Origin of the sequence: Nocardia carnea NBRC 14403 (genome assembly GCF_000308515.1) — a bacterium.
Classification (GTDB): Bacteria; Actinomycetota; Actinomycetes; order Mycobacteriales; family Mycobacteriaceae; genus Nocardia; species Nocardia carnea.
Genome location: NZ_BAFV01000007.1, coordinates 90,772 through 108,669, shown reverse-complemented (window position 1 = coordinate 108,669; position 17,898 = coordinate 90,772). Strand labels below are relative to the sequence as shown.

The 17,898-nt window shown below is 66.8% G+C and carries 22 protein-coding genes; 10 read left to right on the top strand and 12 right to left on the bottom strand.

Annotated features, from left to right (window positions below; translation table 11 throughout):
- Positions 1-378: 378 nt before the first annotated feature.
- Entirely contained in the window at positions 379-1,290 is a 912-nt protein-coding gene (locus ON22_RS02290; protein WP_033244042.1) for an SDR family oxidoreductase, read from the bottom strand.
- Positions 1,291-1,354: 64 nt separating this feature from the next.
- Complete coding sequence (locus tag ON22_RS02285) at positions 1,355-2,161, bottom strand: SDR family oxidoreductase (protein WP_033244041.1); 807 nt, start codon at positions 2,159-2,161, stop codon at positions 1,355-1,357.
- A gap of 66 nt (positions 2,162-2,227) precedes the next feature.
- Between ON22_RS02285 and ON22_RS02280 the strand changes: the two genes are divergently transcribed.
- The 6 genes from ON22_RS02280 (at position 2,228) to ON22_RS02255 (ending at position 6,527) form a co-directional block, all read left to right on the top strand.
- The gene (locus ON22_RS02280; RefSeq protein WP_033244528.1) at positions 2,228-2,992 is read left to right on the top strand and encodes an enoyl-CoA hydratase family protein; all 765 of its coding nucleotides are present in this window, start codon (positions 2,228-2,230) and stop codon (positions 2,990-2,992) included.
- A 16-nt stretch (positions 2,993-3,008) separates the two neighbouring features.
- Positions 3,009-3,890, top strand: coding sequence for a CoA transferase subunit A (locus ON22_RS02275; protein ID WP_086007650.1), 882 nt, complete (start codon positions 3,009-3,011; stop codon positions 3,888-3,890).
- Positions 3,887-4,645 carry a CoA-transferase subunit beta gene (locus tag ON22_RS02270; protein WP_033244039.1) on the top strand — a complete coding sequence of 253 codons (759 nt, stop codon included), beginning with the start codon at positions 3,887-3,889 and terminating at the stop codon, positions 4,643-4,645. Before ON22_RS02275 ends, ON22_RS02270 begins: the two co-directional genes overlap by 4 nt.
- Positions 4,642-5,724, top strand: coding sequence for an NAD(P)H-dependent flavin oxidoreductase (locus ON22_RS02265; RefSeq protein ID WP_033244038.1), 1,083 nt, complete (start codon positions 4,642-4,644; stop codon positions 5,722-5,724). The genes ON22_RS02270 and ON22_RS02265 overlap by 4 nt, the downstream gene beginning before the upstream one ends.
- 129 nt (positions 5,725-5,853) lie before the next feature.
- The gene (locus ON22_RS02260) at positions 5,854-6,123 is read left to right on the top strand and encodes a hypothetical protein (protein ID WP_033244037.1); all 270 of its coding nucleotides are present in this window, start codon (positions 5,854-5,856) and stop codon (positions 6,121-6,123) included.
- A gap of 119 nt (positions 6,124-6,242) precedes the next feature.
- Positions 6,243-6,527 carry a PIN domain-containing protein gene (locus ON22_RS02255; protein ID WP_197039656.1) on the top strand — a complete coding sequence of 95 codons (285 nt, stop codon included), beginning with the start codon at positions 6,243-6,245 and terminating at the stop codon, positions 6,525-6,527.
- A gap of 79 nt (positions 6,528-6,606) precedes the next feature.
- Here ON22_RS02255 and ON22_RS02250 read toward each other — a convergent pair whose 3' ends face one another.
- Together ON22_RS02250 and ON22_RS36475 are read right to left on the bottom strand one after the other, a co-directional pair.
- Entirely contained in the window at positions 6,607-7,548 is a 942-nt protein-coding gene (locus ON22_RS02250; RefSeq protein WP_033244035.1) for an esterase/lipase family protein, read from the bottom strand.
- 41 nt (positions 7,549-7,589) lie between these two features.
- Positions 7,590-7,736, bottom strand: coding sequence for a hypothetical protein (locus ON22_RS36475; RefSeq protein ID WP_156052282.1), 147 nt, complete (start codon positions 7,734-7,736; stop codon positions 7,590-7,592).
- A 94-nt stretch (positions 7,737-7,830) separates the two neighbouring features.
- Between ON22_RS36475 and ON22_RS02245 the strand changes: the two genes are divergently transcribed.
- A complete protein-coding gene (locus ON22_RS02245; protein WP_033244034.1) occupies positions 7,831-8,454 on the top strand; it encodes a maleylpyruvate isomerase family mycothiol-dependent enzyme in 624 nt (207 codons plus the stop codon).
- Between the two features lie 232 nt (positions 8,455-8,686).
- Here the strand turns inward: ON22_RS02245 and ON22_RS02240 are convergent, their stop codons facing one another.
- Entirely contained in the window at positions 8,687-9,427 is a 741-nt protein-coding gene (locus ON22_RS02240; RefSeq protein WP_033244033.1) for a group II truncated hemoglobin, read from the bottom strand.
- Between the two features lie 53 nt (positions 9,428-9,480).
- Between ON22_RS02240 and ON22_RS02235 the strand changes: the two genes are divergently transcribed.
- Positions 9,481-9,843: a winged helix-turn-helix transcriptional regulator gene (locus ON22_RS02235; protein ID WP_197039655.1), complete on the top strand. Its 363-nt coding sequence runs from the start codon at positions 9,481-9,483 to the stop codon at positions 9,841-9,843.
- 15 nt (positions 9,844-9,858) lie between these two features.
- Here ON22_RS02235 and ON22_RS02230 read toward each other — a convergent pair whose 3' ends face one another.
- From ON22_RS02230 to ON22_RS02220, 3 genes are all read right to left on the bottom strand, one after another.
- Positions 9,859-10,605 (bottom strand): DUF427 domain-containing protein, encoded by a 747-nt coding sequence (locus ON22_RS02230; RefSeq protein ID WP_033244032.1) that lies wholly within the window; start codon positions 10,603-10,605, stop codon positions 9,859-9,861.
- 94 nt (positions 10,606-10,699) lie between these two features.
- The gene (locus ON22_RS02225) at positions 10,700-11,932 is read right to left on the bottom strand and encodes an MFS transporter (RefSeq protein WP_033244031.1); all 1,233 of its coding nucleotides are present in this window, start codon (positions 11,930-11,932) and stop codon (positions 10,700-10,702) included.
- Positions 11,929-12,399, bottom strand: a complete 471-nt coding sequence (locus ON22_RS02220) for a MarR family winged helix-turn-helix transcriptional regulator (RefSeq protein ID WP_086007648.1) — start codon at positions 12,397-12,399, stop codon at positions 11,929-11,931. Before ON22_RS02220 ends, ON22_RS02225 begins: the two co-directional genes overlap by 4 nt.
- A gap of 176 nt (positions 12,400-12,575) precedes the next feature.
- Here ON22_RS02220 and ON22_RS02215 point away from each other — a divergent pair, with 176 nt between their 5' ends.
- The gene (locus tag ON22_RS02215; protein ID WP_156052281.1) at positions 12,576-13,259 is read left to right on the top strand and encodes a cytochrome P450 family protein; all 684 of its coding nucleotides are present in this window, start codon (positions 12,576-12,578) and stop codon (positions 13,257-13,259) included.
- A 59-nt stretch (positions 13,260-13,318) separates the two neighbouring features.
- Here ON22_RS02215 and ON22_RS02210 read toward each other — a convergent pair whose 3' ends face one another.
- Together ON22_RS02210 and ON22_RS02205 are read right to left on the bottom strand one after the other, a co-directional pair.
- Positions 13,319-14,473, bottom strand: a complete 1,155-nt coding sequence (locus ON22_RS02210; RefSeq protein ID WP_033244525.1) for an acetyl-CoA C-acetyltransferase — start codon at positions 14,471-14,473, stop codon at positions 13,319-13,321.
- A 44-nt stretch (positions 14,474-14,517) separates the two neighbouring features.
- A complete protein-coding gene (locus ON22_RS02205) occupies positions 14,518-15,129 on the bottom strand; it encodes a TetR/AcrR family transcriptional regulator (RefSeq protein ID WP_033244029.1) in 612 nt (203 codons plus the stop codon).
- Between the two features lie 208 nt (positions 15,130-15,337).
- Between ON22_RS02205 and ON22_RS02200 the strand changes: the two genes are divergently transcribed.
- Positions 15,338-15,844, top strand: a complete 507-nt coding sequence (locus ON22_RS02200) for a nitroreductase family deazaflavin-dependent oxidoreductase (protein WP_033244028.1) — start codon at positions 15,338-15,340, stop codon at positions 15,842-15,844.
- Positions 15,845-15,882: 38 nt separating this feature from the next.
- On the opposite strand, the gene ON22_RS02195 is transcribed toward ON22_RS02200, so the two are convergent.
- Positions 15,883-16,680: an SDR family oxidoreductase gene (locus ON22_RS02195; RefSeq protein WP_033244027.1), complete on the bottom strand. Its 798-nt coding sequence runs from the start codon at positions 16,678-16,680 to the stop codon at positions 15,883-15,885.
- A complete protein-coding gene (locus ON22_RS02190; RefSeq protein ID WP_033244524.1) occupies positions 16,677-17,837 on the bottom strand; it encodes an acyl-CoA dehydrogenase family protein in 1,161 nt (386 codons plus the stop codon). The genes ON22_RS02195 and ON22_RS02190 overlap by 4 nt, the downstream gene beginning before the upstream one ends.
- Positions 17,838-17,898 lie beyond the last annotated feature (61 nt).

Here is a 17,898-nt window from a genome sequence, read left to right as displayed (position 1 = left end):
AGGGAGCAATCGGGCACGATCGCCGAAACAGTGGCTCAGCACGCACCGCCGCTGTTCGTTCAACGGCACGCGAAGGTCCGCTCGCCCCGGCCGGGAAGTAAGGCACGCAGTCGCGAAGGCTACAGCGCGCCCGAACCGTGCTGCCCACGGCTTGCTCGACTACATGGGACGCGACCGGACCGGGTACGGGACTTCGGCAGTAGACGACCGTGGCGGGGCGCAACCGGACATTCGCCCAGCGCGACCGCAGGCTCGCCGGAGGGGCAGGCCAGGGGTGCGTTTACCCGCATTCACTCGCCCGGTCCATCCACGGGCGCAGAGCAACCCGGCGGGCGCAGACTCGACTATGCGGCCCGCCGGGTGCTCGGAAAAGGCCGGCTACGCTCCGTAGACCGGCTCGGGCGCAGCGCCCTTGGAGATCAGTTCCGCCACCACCGGGCCGAGTTCGGCCGGGTCCCAGCGGGTTCCGCGGTCCACCGGAACACCGTGCCGCCAGCCCTCGGCGAGGGCGATACGGCCACCCTCGACCTCGAACATCCGGCCGGTGATCCCGGCCGATTCCGGACTGCCCAGCCACACCACGATCGGCGAGATGTTCTCCGGCGCCATGGCGTCGAAACCGTCCTCCGGTTTGGCCATCATGTCGGCGAAAACCGTTTCGGTCATCCGGGTGCGGGCCGAGGGCGCGATGGCGTTCACAGTGACGCCGTAACGCCCGAATTCGGCCGACGCGGTGAGGGTCAGGCCGGCGATACCCGCTTTGGCGGCGCCGTAGTTGCCCTGGCCGACGCTGCCCTGCAGGCCGGCGCCGGAGCTGGTGTTGATGATCCGGGCGTCGACCGGCCGTCCGGCCTTGGATTCCGCACGCCAATACGCGGCCGCGTGCCGCATGGTGGCGAAATGGCCCTTCAGATGGACCCGGACCACCGAATCCCATTCATCTTCGGCGAGGTTGACCAGCATGCGGTCGCGGACGAAGCCGGCGTTGTTGACGAGTACATCGAGCCCGCCGAAGGTGTTCACGGCCTGCTGGATCAGCCGCTGCGAACCGTCCCAGCTCGCCACATCGTCGCCGTTGGCGACCGCTTCGCCGCCGGCGGCGCGGATTTCGGAAACCACCTGCTCGGCCGGCGTTTCCGCCGTCGATTCACCGCTGAGGCTGGTGCCGATGTCATTGACCACGACCTTCGCGCCCGCGGCCGCGAAGGCCAGTGCGTGCGCGCGGCCGATTCCCCGGCCGGCGCCGGTGACGATGACTGTCCGTCCGGCGCAGATGCCCTCGGTTGCCATATCCGTTCCTATCGTCGATGGTCGTAACTGGTGTTGTCGCGTCGGTGGGGCGGCGCCGGCCGCGTCAGGACTGTGCGGGTTTCGCTGCGCCGGTGGAATGGGCGGCGTTGGCGGCCGAGAGAAAGGCCGGCGGCTCGCCGCCGCCGTGGATCTGCAGGGTGGCGCCGCTGATATATGCGGCGAGCGGGGACAGCAGGAACGCCACCCCGTTGCCGACATCTGCGGGCCGCGCCATCCGGCCCATCGGGATCGTCTGCCCGACAGCGGCCACACCGTCGGCATCGCCGTAGTGCAATTCGGCGAGTTCCGTTTCCACCGCGCCGACGACCAGCGAGTTGATCCGGACCCGGGGCGCCCATTCGGCGGCCAGCGAGACGGTGAGCGCGTCGACTCCGGCCTTGGCCGCACCGTAGGCGGCGGTACCGGGCGAGGGCCGGTGACCGCTGAGGCTGGAGATATTGACGATCGATCCGCCGGATTCCTGTTCGTTCATCACCGCGTGCGCTGCCTGCGCGACGTGCAGGGCGGCGAGCAGGTTCAATTCGATGATCTTGGTGTGGAATTTCGGGCTGGCGTCGGCCGCGAGCGCGTAGGGCGCTCCCCCGGCATTGTTCACCGCGGCGTCGAGCCGGCCGTGCCGGTGCACGATCTCCGCGATCATCTTCCGCACCGCCTCGGCGTCACGCACATCGCAGGGCAGGAAGTCGATGGCGCGCCCGTCCACTTCCACCGGCGTTTCCGCCGGTCGGCGCGCACACGCCACCACGGTCGCGCCGGCGGCCAGCAGGACCCGGCTGATACCGGCGCCGACACCGCGGACGCCTCCGGTTACCAGAACGACGTGATCGGACAGGTCGATTTCGAGTGCCACCGTGTTAACCTACCAAGCAATTGCTTGCTTAGCCAAGATGCTCGAGAATGCGAGATGGGATACGCGATGGGGATCACCCGCCATTCGGAATCCGCCGGTATCGCCGTGGTCACGGTCGACTATCCGCCGGTCAACGCCATACCCTCGGACGGCTGGTTCGCCCTCGCCGACGAGATCCGCGCCGCGGGCCGCGACCCGCAGACCCGCGTGGTGGTGCTGCGCGCGGAGAACCGGGGCTTCAACGCCGGCGTGGATATCAAGGAAATGCAGCGCACACCGGGCCACCAGGCGTTGATCGACGCCAACCACGGCTGCTACGAGGCCTTCGCCGCCGTCTACGACTGCCCGGTCCCGGTTGTCACCGCGGTCCAGGGGTTCTGCCTCGGGGGCGGTATCGGCCTCGTCGGCAACTCCGACATCATCATCGCCTCCGAGGACGCCACCTTCGGCCTGCCCGAGGTCGACCGCGGCGCGCTCGGCGCGGCAACCCACCTCTCCCGGCTGGTCCCGCAACACCTCATGCGCGCACTGTTCTTCACCGCGAGCACCGCCACCGCGCAGCAGCTGCACCACTACGGCTCGGTGCTGAAGGTGGTCCCCCGCGACGAACTCGACGCCGCGGCACTCGATGTCGCCAAGAACATCGCCGCCAAGGACGGCCGCGTGATCCGGGCCGCCAAACGCGCGCTCAACGGTATCGACGTACAGGACGTGCACCGCAGCTACCGCTACGAGCAAGGCTTCACCTTCGAACTGAACCTCTCGGGCGCCTCGGACGAGATCCGCGAGCGGTTCGACGACGACCTGGCAGCGCAGAAGGACAAGAACTGACATGGAGCGTAAAACCATGCGAGACAAGCGGAAATCGCTCGACGAAATCGTCGGCGAACTGCGCAGCGGAATGACCATCGGCATCGGCGGCTGGGGGTCGCGGCGTAAGCCGATGGCCCTGGTGCGGGCGCTGCTGCGGTCGGATGTCACCGACCTCACCGTGGTCACCTACGGCGGCCCCGACCTCGGGCTGCTGCTTTCGGCCGGCAAGGTCCGCAAGGCCTACTACGGTTTCGTCTCCCTCGATTCCGCGCCGTTCTACGATCCGTGGTTCGCCAAAGCCCGCACCTCCGGGCAGATCGTGGCCCGGGAGATGGACGAGGGCATGCTCAAATGCGGGCTGGAGGCGGCCGCGGCGCGGCTGCCGTTCCTGCCGATCCGCGCGGGCCTCGGTTCTGATGTGCCGAATTTCTGGGACGGCGAACTGACCACCGTCACCTCGCCCTACCCGGGACCGGACGGTAAATCGGAAACCCTGATCGCCATGCCCGCACTGAACCTCGATGCGGCGCTGGTGCACCTGAACATCGGTGACGTGCACGGCAACGCCGCGTACCAGGGTGTGGATCCCTACATGGACGACCTGTTCTGCATGGCCGCCGAGAAGCGATACCTGTCGGTGGAGCGCATCGTGGACACCGAGGAACTGGTGAAAACCGTCCCGCCGCAGTCGCTGCTGCTCAACCGCATGCTGGTCGACGCGGTGGCCGAGGCGCCGAACGGCGCGCATTTCACCCTCGGCGGGGAGAGCTACGGACGGGACGAGAAGTTCCAGCGGCATTACGTCGAAGCCGCCAAATCGCCGGAAACCTGGCAGTCCTTCGTCGACACCTACCTCAGCGGCTCCGAAGACGACTACCAGGCCGCCGTCGCGCGATTCAAGGAGGAGCAGTCGTGACCAGCACCGAAACCATCACCCGGGCCGAGGTGTGCGCGATCGCCTGCGCCGAGATCTTCCGGGATGCCGGGGAAATCTTCGCCAGCCCGATGACACCGATGGCACAGTTGGGCGCCCGGCTCGCCAAACTCACCTTCGAACCCGATCTGCTGCTCTCCGACGGCGAAGCGTTCTTCCTCGCCGAAACACCGCCCATCGGCGGTAAGGCACCGGTGGAGGGCTGGATCCCGTTCCGCCGCGTTTTCGACGTACTGGCTTCGGGCCGCCGCCACGTGGTCATGGGCGCCAACCAGATCGACCGCTACGGCAACCAGAACCTCTCCGCCTTCGGACCGCTGCAGCAGCCGACCCGGCAGATGTTCGGGGTCCGTGGCGCGCCGGGGAACACGATCAACCACCCGACGAGCTATTGGGTTGCGCGGCACACCCGGCGCGTGTTCTGCGACAACGTCGATATCGTCGCCGGCATCGGTTACGACAAGATCGACCCCGAGAACCCCGCCTACCGGTTCATGAAGGTCCACCACGTGGTGACCAACCTGGGCGTTTTCGATTTCGGCGGGCCGGGCCACACAATGCGTGCACTGAGCCTGCACCCCGGCGTCACCGCCGAAGAGGTTGCGGAGAACACCGCGTTCGAAATCGCCGACCTGGGCACCGCCGAGGAAAGCCGGTTGCCGAGCATCGAGGAACTGCGGATCATCCGTGAGGTCCTGGATCCCAAGAAGATCCGCGAGAAGGAGGTCCCGCAGTGACACCCCGGCTGCGGACCCCGCTGACCGAACTGGTCGGCATCGAACATCCCGTCGTGCAGACCGGGATGGGCTGGGTGGCGGGACCGAGCCTCGTTTCGGCCACCTCCAACGCGGGCGGTCTGGGAATTCTGGCTTCGGCCACCATGACCTACGCCGAACTGGAAACGGCCATCGCCAAAACCAAGGCGCAGACCGATAAACCGTTCGGCGTGAACATCCGTGCCGATGCCTCCGATGCCCCAGAGCGGATCGACCTGCTGATCCGCGAGAACGTGAAAGTCGCCTCGTTCGCGCTGGCGCCGAAGAAAGATCTCATCGCCAAGCTGAAAGATGCGGGCGTGGTGGTGGTTCCGTCGATCGGCGCCGCCAAGCATGCGGTGAAGGTCGCCTCGTGGGGCGCCGACGCTGTGATCGTCCAGGGGGGTGAAGGCGGCGGGCACACCGGCCCGGTCGCGACCACCCTGCTGCTGCCGTCGGTATTGGACGCCGTCGATATCCCGGTCGTCGCGGCCGGCGGTTTCTACGATGGACGCGGCCTGGCCGCCGCCCTCGCCTACGGCGCCGCCGGCGTCGCCATGGGCACCCGGTTCCTGCTCACCCAGGAGAGCAGCGTCCCGGATTCGGTGAAACAGGAGTACCTGCGCCGGCAGCTCGGCGAAACGGTGGTCTCGACGAAGGTCGACGGTATGCCGCACCGGGTGCTCAACACCGAACTCGTGCAGAAGCTGGAGGGTTCCGGCCGTATCCGCGGACTCACCGCGGCGGTCGGCAACGCCACCAAGTTCAAGAGCATGACCGGAATGAAGTGGTCGACCCTCGTCCGCGACGGCCTGGCCATGCGCAAAGCCAAGGACCTCACCTGGTCGCAGGTGATCATGGCGGCCAACACCCCGATGCTGTTGCGCGCGGGGCTGGTCGAGGGCAATACCGAAGCCGGTGTGCTCGCGGCCGGTCAGGTGAGCGGCATCCTGGACGATCTCCCGACCTGCCAGGAACTCATCGACCGGGTTGTCACGGACGCGGTCGCCCGGATCGACACCCTCGCCGCCCTTCCCCAGGGCGCCGAATCCGCTAGCTGACCGGATGAACACCAGGCCCGCCCACCACGCGTGGGCGGGCCTTTTTCTGCCTGCTCGCCTCCCCGGCCGGAGGTTCTCACCCCGGCCACCCGGCGTCGCATGTAATAGTTTTTGTCGTACAATAGGCAGGTGTCGACTACACGCGCAGGCTCGACCTCGAACGTATCGGTATCCATGCCGACCGACCTGCTAACCGCCGTACGCGAACGTGCCGGTCAGCGCAATGTATCGGCATATATCGCCGAAGCGGTGCGCCACCAGCTGGAAATGGACGGACTGGCCGAGATCGTCGCCGAGTTCGAATCCACGCACGAACCACTCACCGAAGCCGAGATCGAGGCGGCAGCAAGGGATATGTTCGGTCAGGCCGGCGCGTCCACCGGCCGCGGCGCCGCGTGAACGAGCCCCAAATCCGATCGATCGTCCTGGACTGCCAGGCATTCGGGCTGCTGCTACAGCAGGACCGGGCGCTCACCGCTCGGATTGAGGCTGCTCGCCGAGCGGGAGTCGTAGTACATGTGTCTGTGCTGCCGATCGTCGAGGCGGCCCACGGAAGAACCGATATCGCACGCTTGAATTGGTACCTTTCGCGATTACGAGTCGAACCAGCACTACCAGACGACTCGCTGGCCGCGGTGAAATTGCTTCGCGCAGCAGGCGGGTTGCACGGCCACAAATACGCCATCGATGCCCTGGTCGCCGCTATGGCATTGCGGGCCCCTGGCCCCGCGCTGATACTCACCTCCGACCGGGACGACTGGACGAAGCTGTGTGGTGACCGGGTCGTCATCCGGGACGTGTGAGCGCAATGGGTGCGGAGACGTCTGTACCGCGGTGCGATAGGCGCGGCCGAGGCCGGGCCGCAGGTTCGCGGCCCGGCGCTCAGAACGGCGCACCCGAGAAGGGGGCGGCGCGGTCGCAGGGTACGGGTTGCGGATGTTCGGGGTCGAGGGCGTTGAGGACGAAATAGGCCGCTCGGCGTGACCCGGCCAATCCCGCGTGATCTGTGTAGTCGACCGGGCATCCTTCCTGGACCACGATGTTGTGGACGTTGCTACCGCCCGGTGGCAGACCGGAGGTGTACGGAACGATGAGCTCGTCGTATTGCGTGGCGATATTGGTGTATTCGATCTCGGGCAGGTAGTGCCCGCCCGCCCGGATCGCGTGCATGAACGGCGAACCGGGATCCAGTTCGGCGCACGCGTGGCAGATGGGGAAGTGCCCCGGTTGTATGCCGAGCTGCCGAGCGAATGACAGAATGCTGTCCGCACCGGCCACGGCGGTGCCGTTCCAGGCGGGAGCCAGCGAGACGTACTTGCCGATTTTGTCCCTGCCGCCGAGGTACTTCGCGTAGTAGGCCGGCATCACCGTCCCCTGCGAATGGCCCACGATATTCACTCGGGACGCCCCCGTCGCGGTGAGAACACCGTCGACGAACACGCCCAACTGGCGGGCACTCTCGGTGATATCGCCCATTCCCCCGACTGCCGTGGCCGGCCACGGCAGGCCCACCGGAGCACCGTAGGTGAGGGAGAAAACGCAGTACCCTGCATTCTTCAACAACGGAACGTAGGCGCCCCAGTTGGTCTGTTGCGACCCTCCGGTGCCGTGAACCAGCACCACCGGCTCGGGGTGCTCGGGCGCGGGTACACACCCGTAGTCGTTGGACCCGGGCAGCGAACCGCCCGGATTCAGGAGCTCCGGTGCGATACCGGCGAAAAAGTTGAAATCGACGGGAAGTTCGTCGGCGGTGGCCGACCCGGATCCGGCGAGCACCGCCAGCCCTGTCAGCACCGCACCGAAGACTGCCAGCAGCTTCCTCATGCGCGGAACCTAGCAAATGCTTGGTGGATGCAGGGTCGATATCATCCGAACGGGGTCTCCGGACCTTCCCGGATGACCTCGACCAACTGCAGACGTGGCTGCTCACTCCACTCCGAGGGCACCGGGACGTATCGGACCGATCGGCGGATCTGCGACTCGTCGACCTGGTCGTTCCTGGCTCGTCGCACCTGGCGATGCGATTTGGACGCACCGAGCGATGAGTTTCGGCCTCGGCGCGAGTCCTATTCGGCAGACGCAGTGGTCAAGCGAGAGGTAACCGTGATGAACGATGTGTGGTCGATGGTGCACGCAGAGCGTGCAGCACTGATCGATGACCTCACGCACCTGGAGGTCGAGCAGTGGGGAACGCCGTCACTGTGTGACGGGTGGACCGTGCACGATGTGGCCGCCCACCTGGTCAACAACGCTCGGGAGACGCGCTTCGGCTTCGCAGTCGGCCTCGTCCGTTCGCGTTTCGACTTCCACCGTTACAACGCACGCGGTGTACAGCGCGAGCGTGGTACCTCGCCGCAGGAAACGCTGGAGCGGCTTCGTCAGGTCGCAACGCGGCGGTCGACTGCTCCCGCACCGCTGGACAGCAGGCTCGTCGAGGAAATCGTTCATGGTGAGGACATACGCAGGCCCCTGGGACTTACCCGCTCCTATCCACAGGACGCCCTTGTCAGATCGCTGCGGATACAGGCTCGTACCTCAGTGTCCTTCGGGGGAGCCAAGGAATCGGTCGCCGGTATCCGGCTGGCCCCAGCGGATGTCGACCTGTCGATCGGCGACGGCCCGGATGTGAGTGGAACCGCACTGTCGCTGCTCTTGGCCATCTCCGGACGTCGGGTAGCACTCGAGGAACTACACGGGCCCGGAGTCGCCGCGTTGACCACCGCCACTTGACGATCGGCCTACGCCGCTGATCCCGGCACCGCGGAAACAGGCCGAGATTCGGCCACGGTTTCCGAGCCCCTGCAGCGCTATGTGACGCGCCGAAACCATCGCCGGTCCGGCCCGATCCATGCGAAACCCGTCCCGGCGACGCCGCGCCTTCACACCGATGGACAACGACCGGATCGGTCCCACGGGCGCCGGTGCCGCACCGTCGCAAGCGAACAGGGGGTCGCGGGAACGCTCACCCCTGCGGCCACGGCCTCACCTCGCCCCAGCCCCAGGTGGGCATGGGTTCATCCACGCTCTCGGGTGCGTCCGAGCCGGAGAAGAGCAGGGCCATCCTGGTGCCCCATTCCAGATAACCCGCGAAGGCCGAACGGAACTCGGCATCATCCGGTAGCCCCACCTTGTCCGCGGTGTCTGTCAACAGGGTCACCCAGCGCTGTCGCTGCTCCTCGGTCAACTCCCGGCCGCTGTGCCGGGAGATCATGTGCTGGTGTCCACCGTGTCGTTCCGAATAGACGGCGGGTCCACCGAAGACCTCCCCCAGCCATGCGGCCACATGTTTCGGGTGGTCCGGGTGCATACCCGCGAACACCGGCGCCAGCACCGGGTCCTCGTCGACACGGCGGTAGAAGGTGGTGAACAGGGTCTCGAATGCCTCGGCGCCACCGGCCCATTCGTACAGCGACGGCACCAGCGCGACCGGCTCGTAGTGCCGCATCTCCTCGATACCGGCCACATAGTCCTTGATCTCGGCGAAGAACGCGCGAAATTGGGGACTGCCACGGAACTTCTCCAGGTGATCAGCTGCCGAGGTCCAGGTCAGCTGAAGGATGTACACCTCCGGCTCCTCGGTGCACCGGGCAAGGTCATAGGTCCGGCAATACGGCGAGGACTGCAAGGCCACCGCCGCCCGCCGATAGGCGGCCTCGAATGCCGCCGAATCGGTGACGCGGTACCGGATGTACTCGATGATCATGGTTCCAGTCGACCGGCTTGGCGCGGCGAGCACAAGAACGTACTTTTTGGTGCGTGAGTGTGCAACGGGCGGGCTATTCCTGCCCGATCGAACTGGCGGTGGAGACGATCGGCGGGAAGTGGGCGGTCGTCGTCCTCGGCCATCTGAAAGAGCGCCCGTTGCGCTACAGCGAGTTACGGCGCCGCATCGCGGGCATCACGGAGAAGATGCTCACCCAGCGGCTACGCGAGCTCGAGGCCGCCGGGCTGGTCGAGCGCACCGTCCACGACGGCGTTCCCGCCGCGGTGACCTATCGGCTGGCCGATCCGGAACTGCAGCCGGTGCTGCAGGCGCTCTACGACTGGGGCGATGCACTGGCAGCTCGGCGCAATATTTCGATTCGCCCTCTGGAGTCCGAGTCGATCGGCCCGGACTGAGCTACGCCGTTCATCTCATCCGAACGGAGTTTTCGGCCGCTCCTGCAATTCGCCGTCGATATACATATCGACCTTCTCGTTGTAGAAGCAGGCCAAGCCGGCGATCTTCTGACTCTCCGGGGTGGGCGTGCGGTAGATCCACACCAGATCCTCGTACTCCTTGCCGCCGACCTCGATGTTCCAGTAGTCGGCATTGCCCTTGTACGGGCAGCTGGAGTGCGTATCCGACGGCCGCAACAGATCCATCCGGATATCGGTCAGCGGGAGGTAGTAGCGGGCGGGCAGGCCGGTTTCGAACAGGATGCGGGGTGTCCGTGAGTCCGCCACGGTGACCCCGTCGATCTCCACTCGCACGTGCCGGGAACCCGCGAGGATATCGACGCGCGAGTACGGGTCGCGGGGGTGGACGTAGATCGGTTCGTCCTCCTCGAACCATTCGTCCATCGCGTTCCATTCCAGCCGAACCAGCTCGCTGAGCTGCGGTGAGTCGGGGTAGACCCGCGCTGCACCGGCCGCGACGGCCCCGTCGACCACAACGTCGTAGCCGACCCCCTCTCCGCGGCGGCGCGAGGGATGCGTGGTGCCGTCCGGTTCCAGTTTCGCGCGCAGATCGCTCACCGGGATGTAGTAGGCCGGGTAGTAGGGGATCTCCCATACCAGGGCGGGCCGGACGGTATCGGCGACCAACTGCCCGCCGAAGTAGACCCGCACCCGCTTCTGGCTCGTCTCGACCCGGACCTCGTCTCGCTGCGCCTCGGTCATACCTCTCGAGCCTACGCCGGGCACGGCGTGGCCCGGACGCAGAAAGGCAGGCCCCGCCGATGGGCGGGGCCTGCGCCGGGACCTCTTGTGGAGGTCAGTCTCCGACCGTCACCGCCTGCGCTTCCGTCACGCTGTGCGGGGCGGGATCGTGGTCGTCGATATGGGCAAGTGCTTTCCGGCCGCCCAGCAGGACCACCACACCCACGGCGGTACAGGCGGCGCCGACCCAGAACGGCAGGGAGATACTGGTCTCGCCGAGTTTGCCGGCCAGCCATGGGGCGGCGGCACCACCGGCGAACCGGACGAAGCTGTAGGCGGCGGAGGCAGTGGAGCGTTCCACCGGCGCGGAGATCATGACGGCCTCGGTGATCAGGGTGTTGTTCACGCCCAGGAACAATCCCGCAACGACCACACCGGCGATGAGCACCGGTTTGTGGTCGGCGAACAGTGCCATCACGGCCAGGTCGGCGGCGAACAGTCCCACCGCGAGCGCGATCATCGGCAGTGTGCCGAACCGGGCCTGCAGTTTCGGGGCGATGAACACCGAGGAGATCGCGAGCAGGATGCCCCAGCCGCAGAAGATGAAGCCGATGGCGTAGGTGCCCATATCCAGTGGGAACGGGGTGTACGCGAGCAGGGTGAAGAAACCGAAGTTGTACAGCAGTGCGGTGATGCTCACGATCAGCAGTCCACGGTGGCGCAGCGCTTTGAAGGGGGCGGCCAGTGAGGTCGGTTTCGCGGCACGTGGACTTTCCGGCAGCAGGACGACGATGGCGACCAGCGCGATGGCCATCAGCACCGAGACTCCGAAGAACGGTCCGCGCCAGCTGATTCCACCCAGCAGTCCGCCGACGAGAGGTCCGGTGGCGATGCCGATACCGAGCGCGGCCTCGTACAGGATGATGGCCCGCGCGACCCCACCGCTGGCGGCGCCGACGATCGTGGCGAGCGCGGTGGCGATGAACAGGGCATTGCCCAGGCCCCAGCCGGCGCGGAAGCCGACGATCTGCCCGACCGTATTCGACATTCCGGCCGCCGCGGCGAAGACGATGATCAAAGCCAGACCGGCGAGCAGTGTTTTCTTCGCACCGAAACGGCTGGAGACCACGCCCGTGATGAGCATGGCGATACCGGTGACGAGCATATAGCTGGTGAACAGCAGCGATACCTGCGACGGGGAGGCATCGAGCTGTTCACCGATGGGTTTGAGGATCGGGTCGACCAGGCCGATGCCCATGAATGCGATAACGCTGGCGAAGGCGACCGCCCAGACCGCTTTCGGCTGTTTGGTGGCGGTATCGGTGGCCGCACGGGTCGTTGTGCTCATAAAGAGGTCCTCGGTTGCGAATCCTGTTCGGCTGCGGTGTCGATCGCCGCCAGGAGGTCGCGAAGGTCGCCCGCCATGCGGGTGAGTCGTTCCGCGTCGAATCCGGCGAGCCGTTCGCTGAGCGCGTTGCGCATGGCCGTCCGGAAGGCGGCGAGCCGGGCGCGCCCGGCTGGGGTCAGTTCCACGAGTACGCCGCGGGAATCGGCTGGGTCGCGGCGCCGCGAGGCATAACCCTGTGACACCAACCGGCCGATCAACGCGGTCGCGCTGGGTTGTGACGAGCGATCGATCCGGGCGAAATCGCCGACCCGTAGCGCACCGTGATGGTCGAGTACCGCCAGGGCACGCACTGTGGCGCGGGGTAGGTCGTCGGCGCTGATCTCGCCGACCGATCGCGTGAGCCGTCCCGCGGTGACGATCAGGTCGACAACGGTGGCGTCCTGATCGGTCACCGGGTACGGCTGCACTCCAATATTGTTACATAGGCTAACTATCTATTTCCAGCCCTGCCGGTGGGATACCGGCCACATGCCGCAGCTGAGCGAGGAAGGGCGACGATATCGGCATCGGCCCCCTCGACCATGGGCCGGATGAGGTCGCGCATCACCGGCATCACGCGAACCAGTTCCGCCAGGACATGATGGTGGCAGCAACGTCGGAAAGACTCAGCTTGCTGTGGCCGTGCCGGCTCAGCACCTCGAAGGTCGCCCGCAGGATCCACGCCCAAGTTCATTTCAATCAGGCCCACGGCCTCTGGGCATTGTCGAGGTACGCCGATGTCGCAGCCGGGATGAAGGATTTCGCCACCTTCTCCTCGACCGAAGGCATCACCCTGGACATGGTCCTGAACCCCGGACAGCCCAAACCGGCCACGCCCATGATGATCATGATGGACCCGCCCGAGCACACTCGGATGCGCAACCTGATCCGCAAGGTGTTCACGCCACGCGCGATAGCGGAACTGGAACCGATGATCCGGGAGATCATCGGTTCCTATATCCGCCGGTTACCCAGCGGCACATTCGATGTGGTGGCCGATTTCTCCACCCATTTCCCCATCGAAGTGATCAGCTCCATGCTCGGCGTACCCGAGGCAGACCGGGCCCGGCTGCGCGAACTGCACGCCATACCGCTGGGGCACAACCTCGGTTTCGGCTACGGCATCCACAGCTGTCTCGAAGCCGCCCTGGCACGGCTGGAAGGCCGGATCGCGCTGGACGCGCTGCTCGATGTGATGCCCGAATACACCGTGGACCGGGCGGGCCTGTGCCAGGCGACCACAACGAACGTGGCCGGTTGGGCGAACGTACCCGTCCGGGTCGGCTGAACGGAATGTTTTCTGACCGTGCAGGTATCGCCGGTCCGGCGATACCTGCACGGGTTCGATCAGCGCGCTATACGTTCGATGATGGTTGCGTTGGCCGTGCCGCCACCCTCGCAGATGGTGAGCAGGCCGTAGCGGCCGTCGATCCGCTCCAGCTCGTTGAGCAGGGTCGCGAACAGCTTCGCACCGGTCGCGCCGAGCGGATGGCCGAGCGCGATCGCACCACCGTTGACATTCACCTTCTCCGGATCGGCGCCGGTCTCCTTCAACCACGCCAGGACCACGGGGGCGAACGCCTCGTTGATCTCGATCGCGTCGATATCGTCGATGGTCAGGCCGGTCTTCTCCAGCGCGAACTTGGTCGCCGGGATGGGGGCGGTGAGCATGTAGAGCGGATCGGCGCCGCGGGCACTGACGTGGATGATGCGGGCGCGCGGGGTCAGGCCGTATTCCTCGACCGCCCATTCCGAGGCGAGGAGGGTCGCGCTGGCGCCGTCGGAGATCTGCGAGGCCACCGCCGCCGTCAGCGGGCTCCCCTCCTCCAGGGCCGGCAGGGAGGCCATCTTCTCCAGGCTGGTTTCCCGCGGGCCCTGGTCGATCCAGAAATCGCCCACCGGCACGATTTCGGAGTCGAACCGGCCGGCCTTGATGGCAGCGCGGGCCCGCTCATGGCTGCGCAGCGCCCACTGCTCCATATCCAGCCGGCTGATCCCCCACTTCTCGGCGATCATCTGCGCGCCCCGGAACTGGGACACCTCACCGGTGCCGTACCGGTGGTCCCAGCCCTTCGCGCCGACGAACGGGGAATCGAAACCGTATTCCTTACCGGCGAGCATGGCCGCGGAGATCGGGATGGCGCTCATGTTCTGCACACCGCCGGCCACGATCACCTCGGCGGTACCGCTCATGATCGCCTGCGCACCGAAGTTGATCGCCTGCTGGCTGGACCCGCACTGCCGGTCCACCGTCACGCCGGGCACTTCCTCGGGATACCCGGCGGTCAGCCACATGGTCCGGCCGATATTGCCCGCCTGCGGGCCGACGTTGTCGACGCAGCCGACGATCACATCGTCGACATTCGCCGGGTCGAGCGGGTTACGCGACAGCAGGCCCTGCAATGCGGCCGCGCCGAGATCGGCGGGATGGACCTCGGCCAGCGCGCCGCCGCGCTTGCCGACCGGGGTGCGCACCGCGTCGACCACGTAGGCCTCGCGCAGCGGCGTGTAGGGGCGGCGGGCAGCTGTAGCCATAGGTTTTTCTCCTAATCGGTATGGCCCGGCACGGTGAGCCCGTCGAGCACAATGGTGAGGTACTGCTTGGCGAGGGTGTCGACAGTGACCGATCCGCCGCCCGGCTGGTACCAGCGGACTGCCACCCAGACGGTGTCGCGCAGGAAGCGGTAGGCCAGATCGACATCGAGTTCGGGACGGAAGCTGCCGTCGGCAACACCGCTGGTGAGCACGCGCCGCCACAGTTCCCGGAATTCGCGGTTGTATTCGTCGATATAGGCGAAGCGTTCGGAGGTCTGCAGCCGTTTGGCCTCGGACTGGTAGATGGCGACGGCGGCATGCGATCGATCGATCGCCTCGTAGGAGGCCAGCACCAGCGCTTCCAGGGTGGCGCGGCAGCTCAGGCCCGCATCGGCGATTTCGCGGTAGCGGCCGAAGAGTTCATCGAGAAATCCGCGCAGGATCTCGTCTACCATCCCCTCTTTCGAGGAGAAGTGATGATAGAGGCTGCCGGAGAGGATTCCGGCGGCGTCGGCGATATCTCGCACCGTGGTCGCGCGCACGCCCCGTTCGGCGAACAGGTCGGCCGCCAAGTCGAGGAGTTCGGTTCGCCGGGCCGATTTGCTGGGGTCGGGTGCGGTCACCCGGCCATAATACAACCAAGCATTTGCTTGGGTCCATGGTAGTGGGAAATGAGCCGGGCCCGGCGTTTCCGGCTCCCCCCTCATGTATCGGAGCCGGACCCGCCGGGCCCGAAGCACGGAACAGCACTCCCGCACTGCCTTCCGATCTGATTGGACGCGCAGATCCGCGAACCGGTTCCATCGATACGGCGCCGGGTACATTCCACCCATGACGCAGCCGTTTCCGCAGTGGCAGTGGGGATCACCGGACAGCACCCTGTCCCGGGTGGCAGGCAGGTTCGCCGCCACAATCGCCGGTTCCTGGGTGGTGCGCACCCTCACTCCGCTGGATCGCCGGGTGCTGGAACGCACCGGCGCGAAGTACACCGTGCTGGGACCGATCGGAGCACCGGTACTGCTGCTGACCACGACGGGTCGTAAATCGGGGTTACCCCGCACCCAGCCGCTGCTGTACGTCCACGACGATGACACGCTGTACATCATCGGGAGCAATTTCGGGCAAGCCCGCCATCCGGCCTGGACCGCCAACCTGCTGGCCGAGCCGACCGCGACCGTGGCCGTAGCGGGTGAACGGATCCCCGTAACCGCCACACCCGTCGAAGATTCGGCGAAGGCGGCGATCTTTCAGCGTTTCGTCGAATTGACCAGCGCATACGCCGCCTATCGCGAACGGACCAGCCGCGATCTACGCATATTCGCCCTCACCCGGGCCTGACCCGGCCGGCGCACGCTCGCGCACCGGCCGGCCACAGGTCACGCGCGCTGGCTACTGACCGAGACGACCTCGCCGGTGAGGTAGGTCGTGTAATCGCTGGCCAGCATGGCGATGGTGGCCGCCACCTCCCACGGTTCGGCAGCCCGGCCGAACGCCTCGCGTTCGGAGAGTGCATCGAGCAGATCGCTGGAACTGACCTTGTCGAGGAAGGCATGCCGGGCGATACTCGGCGCCACCGCATTGATCCGGACCCCGAATTCGGCGGCCTCCACCGCACTGCACCGGGTCAGGGCCATCACGCCGGCCTTCGCGGCGGCATAGTGTGCCTGGCCGTATTGGGCGCGCCAGCCCAGCACACTCGCGTTGTTGACGATCACGCCGCCGTGCTTCGCGTCCCGGAAGTAGTTGAGCGCGGCACGGGTGCAGCGGAAGGTGCCGTTGAGGGTGATATCGAGGACCTTGTCCCACTCCTCGTCGGTCATATCGGCCACCGGCGTCTCGCCGCCGAGGCCCGCATTGTTGACGAAGATTTCGACCCCGCCGAGCGCCGCGGCGGCGCCCCGGACGAGTTCGTCGACCTGCGCGGTACTGGTCACATCGCAGACGATCGCATGCACCTTGCGGTCGGCGAACTCCTCGGACAGTTCCGCACGGGTCGCTTCCAGGCGCCGTTCATGCCAGTCGGAGACCACCACGTCCGCGCCCTCGTTCAGCAGCCGGCGGGCGGTGGCGGAGCCGATTCCGGTCCCGGCGGCCGCGGTCACCACGGCGCGGCGGCCGGTGAGCAGTCCGTGGCCGGGGGTCTGGGCGGGCGGCACCGACAGCGGCCCGCTCACTGCCGGGCCTCGCGGGGCAGGCCGAGCACACGCTCGGAAATGATGTTGCGCTGCACTTCGTTCGAACCTCCGTAGATCGTATCGGCGCGGGTGAACAGATACAGCCGCTGCCATTCGTCGAGATCACCGTCGGCGGCGACCAGGCCGGCCGCGCCGCGTACCGCCATGGCGAGTTCGCCGAGTCCGCGATGCCAATTCGCCCAGAGCAGTTTGCCGACCGAGGCCTGTCCCCCGTCGTCGGCGGTTTCGGCCATCGTGCGCATGGCATGCGCGCGCAGAACTCGCAGGCCGACCCAGGCACGATCGACCTGTTCCGCGAGCAGCGGATCGTCGAGGGCACCCGATTCGCGGGCCATTTCCTCGATGGCCGCCAGTTCCCGGGCGAAGCGGATCTGCTGGCCGAGGGTGGAGATACCGCGTTCGACGTTGAGCGTGCCCATGGCGACGCGCCAGCCGTCCCCGGGGTCGCCGACCACCAGATCGGCTTCGGTGCGGGCGTCGTCGAAGAACACCTCGTTGAACTCGGAGGTGCCGGTGAGCTGCACGATGGGCCGGACCTCGATACCCGGCTGGTTCATCGGGACCAGCAGGTAGGACAGTCCTTTGTGACGTTTCGAGCCGGGTTCGGTGCGGCATACCGCGAAGCACCAGTCGGCTACATGGGCCAGCGAGGTCCAGATCTTCTGGCCATTGATCGACCAGTGGTCGCCGTCGAGGCGGGCGGAGGTGGAGACCGCGGCCAGATCGGAACCGGCGCCCGGTTCGGAGTAGCCCTGGCACCACAGTTCGGTGACGGTGCGGATACCCGGCAGGAACCGGGCGCGCTGGGCGTCGGTACCGAAGGCCAGCAGCGTCGGGCCGAGCAGTTCCTCACCCACATGCGAGACGCGGGCCGGCGCGTTCGCCTTGGCGTACTCCTCGTGGAAGATGATCTGCTGGGCCACGCTCGCCGCCCGGCCGCCGTATTCGACCGGCCAGCCGAGGCAGGTCCAGCCCGCGGCGGCCAGGGCGCGGTCCCATTCCAGGCGTTCGTCGAATGCCTCGTGCTCGCGGCCGGGCCCGCCGAGGCCGCGCAACTCCCGGAATTCACCGTCGAGTTTTTCGTCGAGCCAGCCGCGTACCTGCGCGGCGAACTCGCTGTCGCTCAGCGCGGCCACGCTGGTTCGCTCGACAGTTTCGCGCGCCTGCGCGGCCGGTTCGCCCGTTTGCCGCCCACCG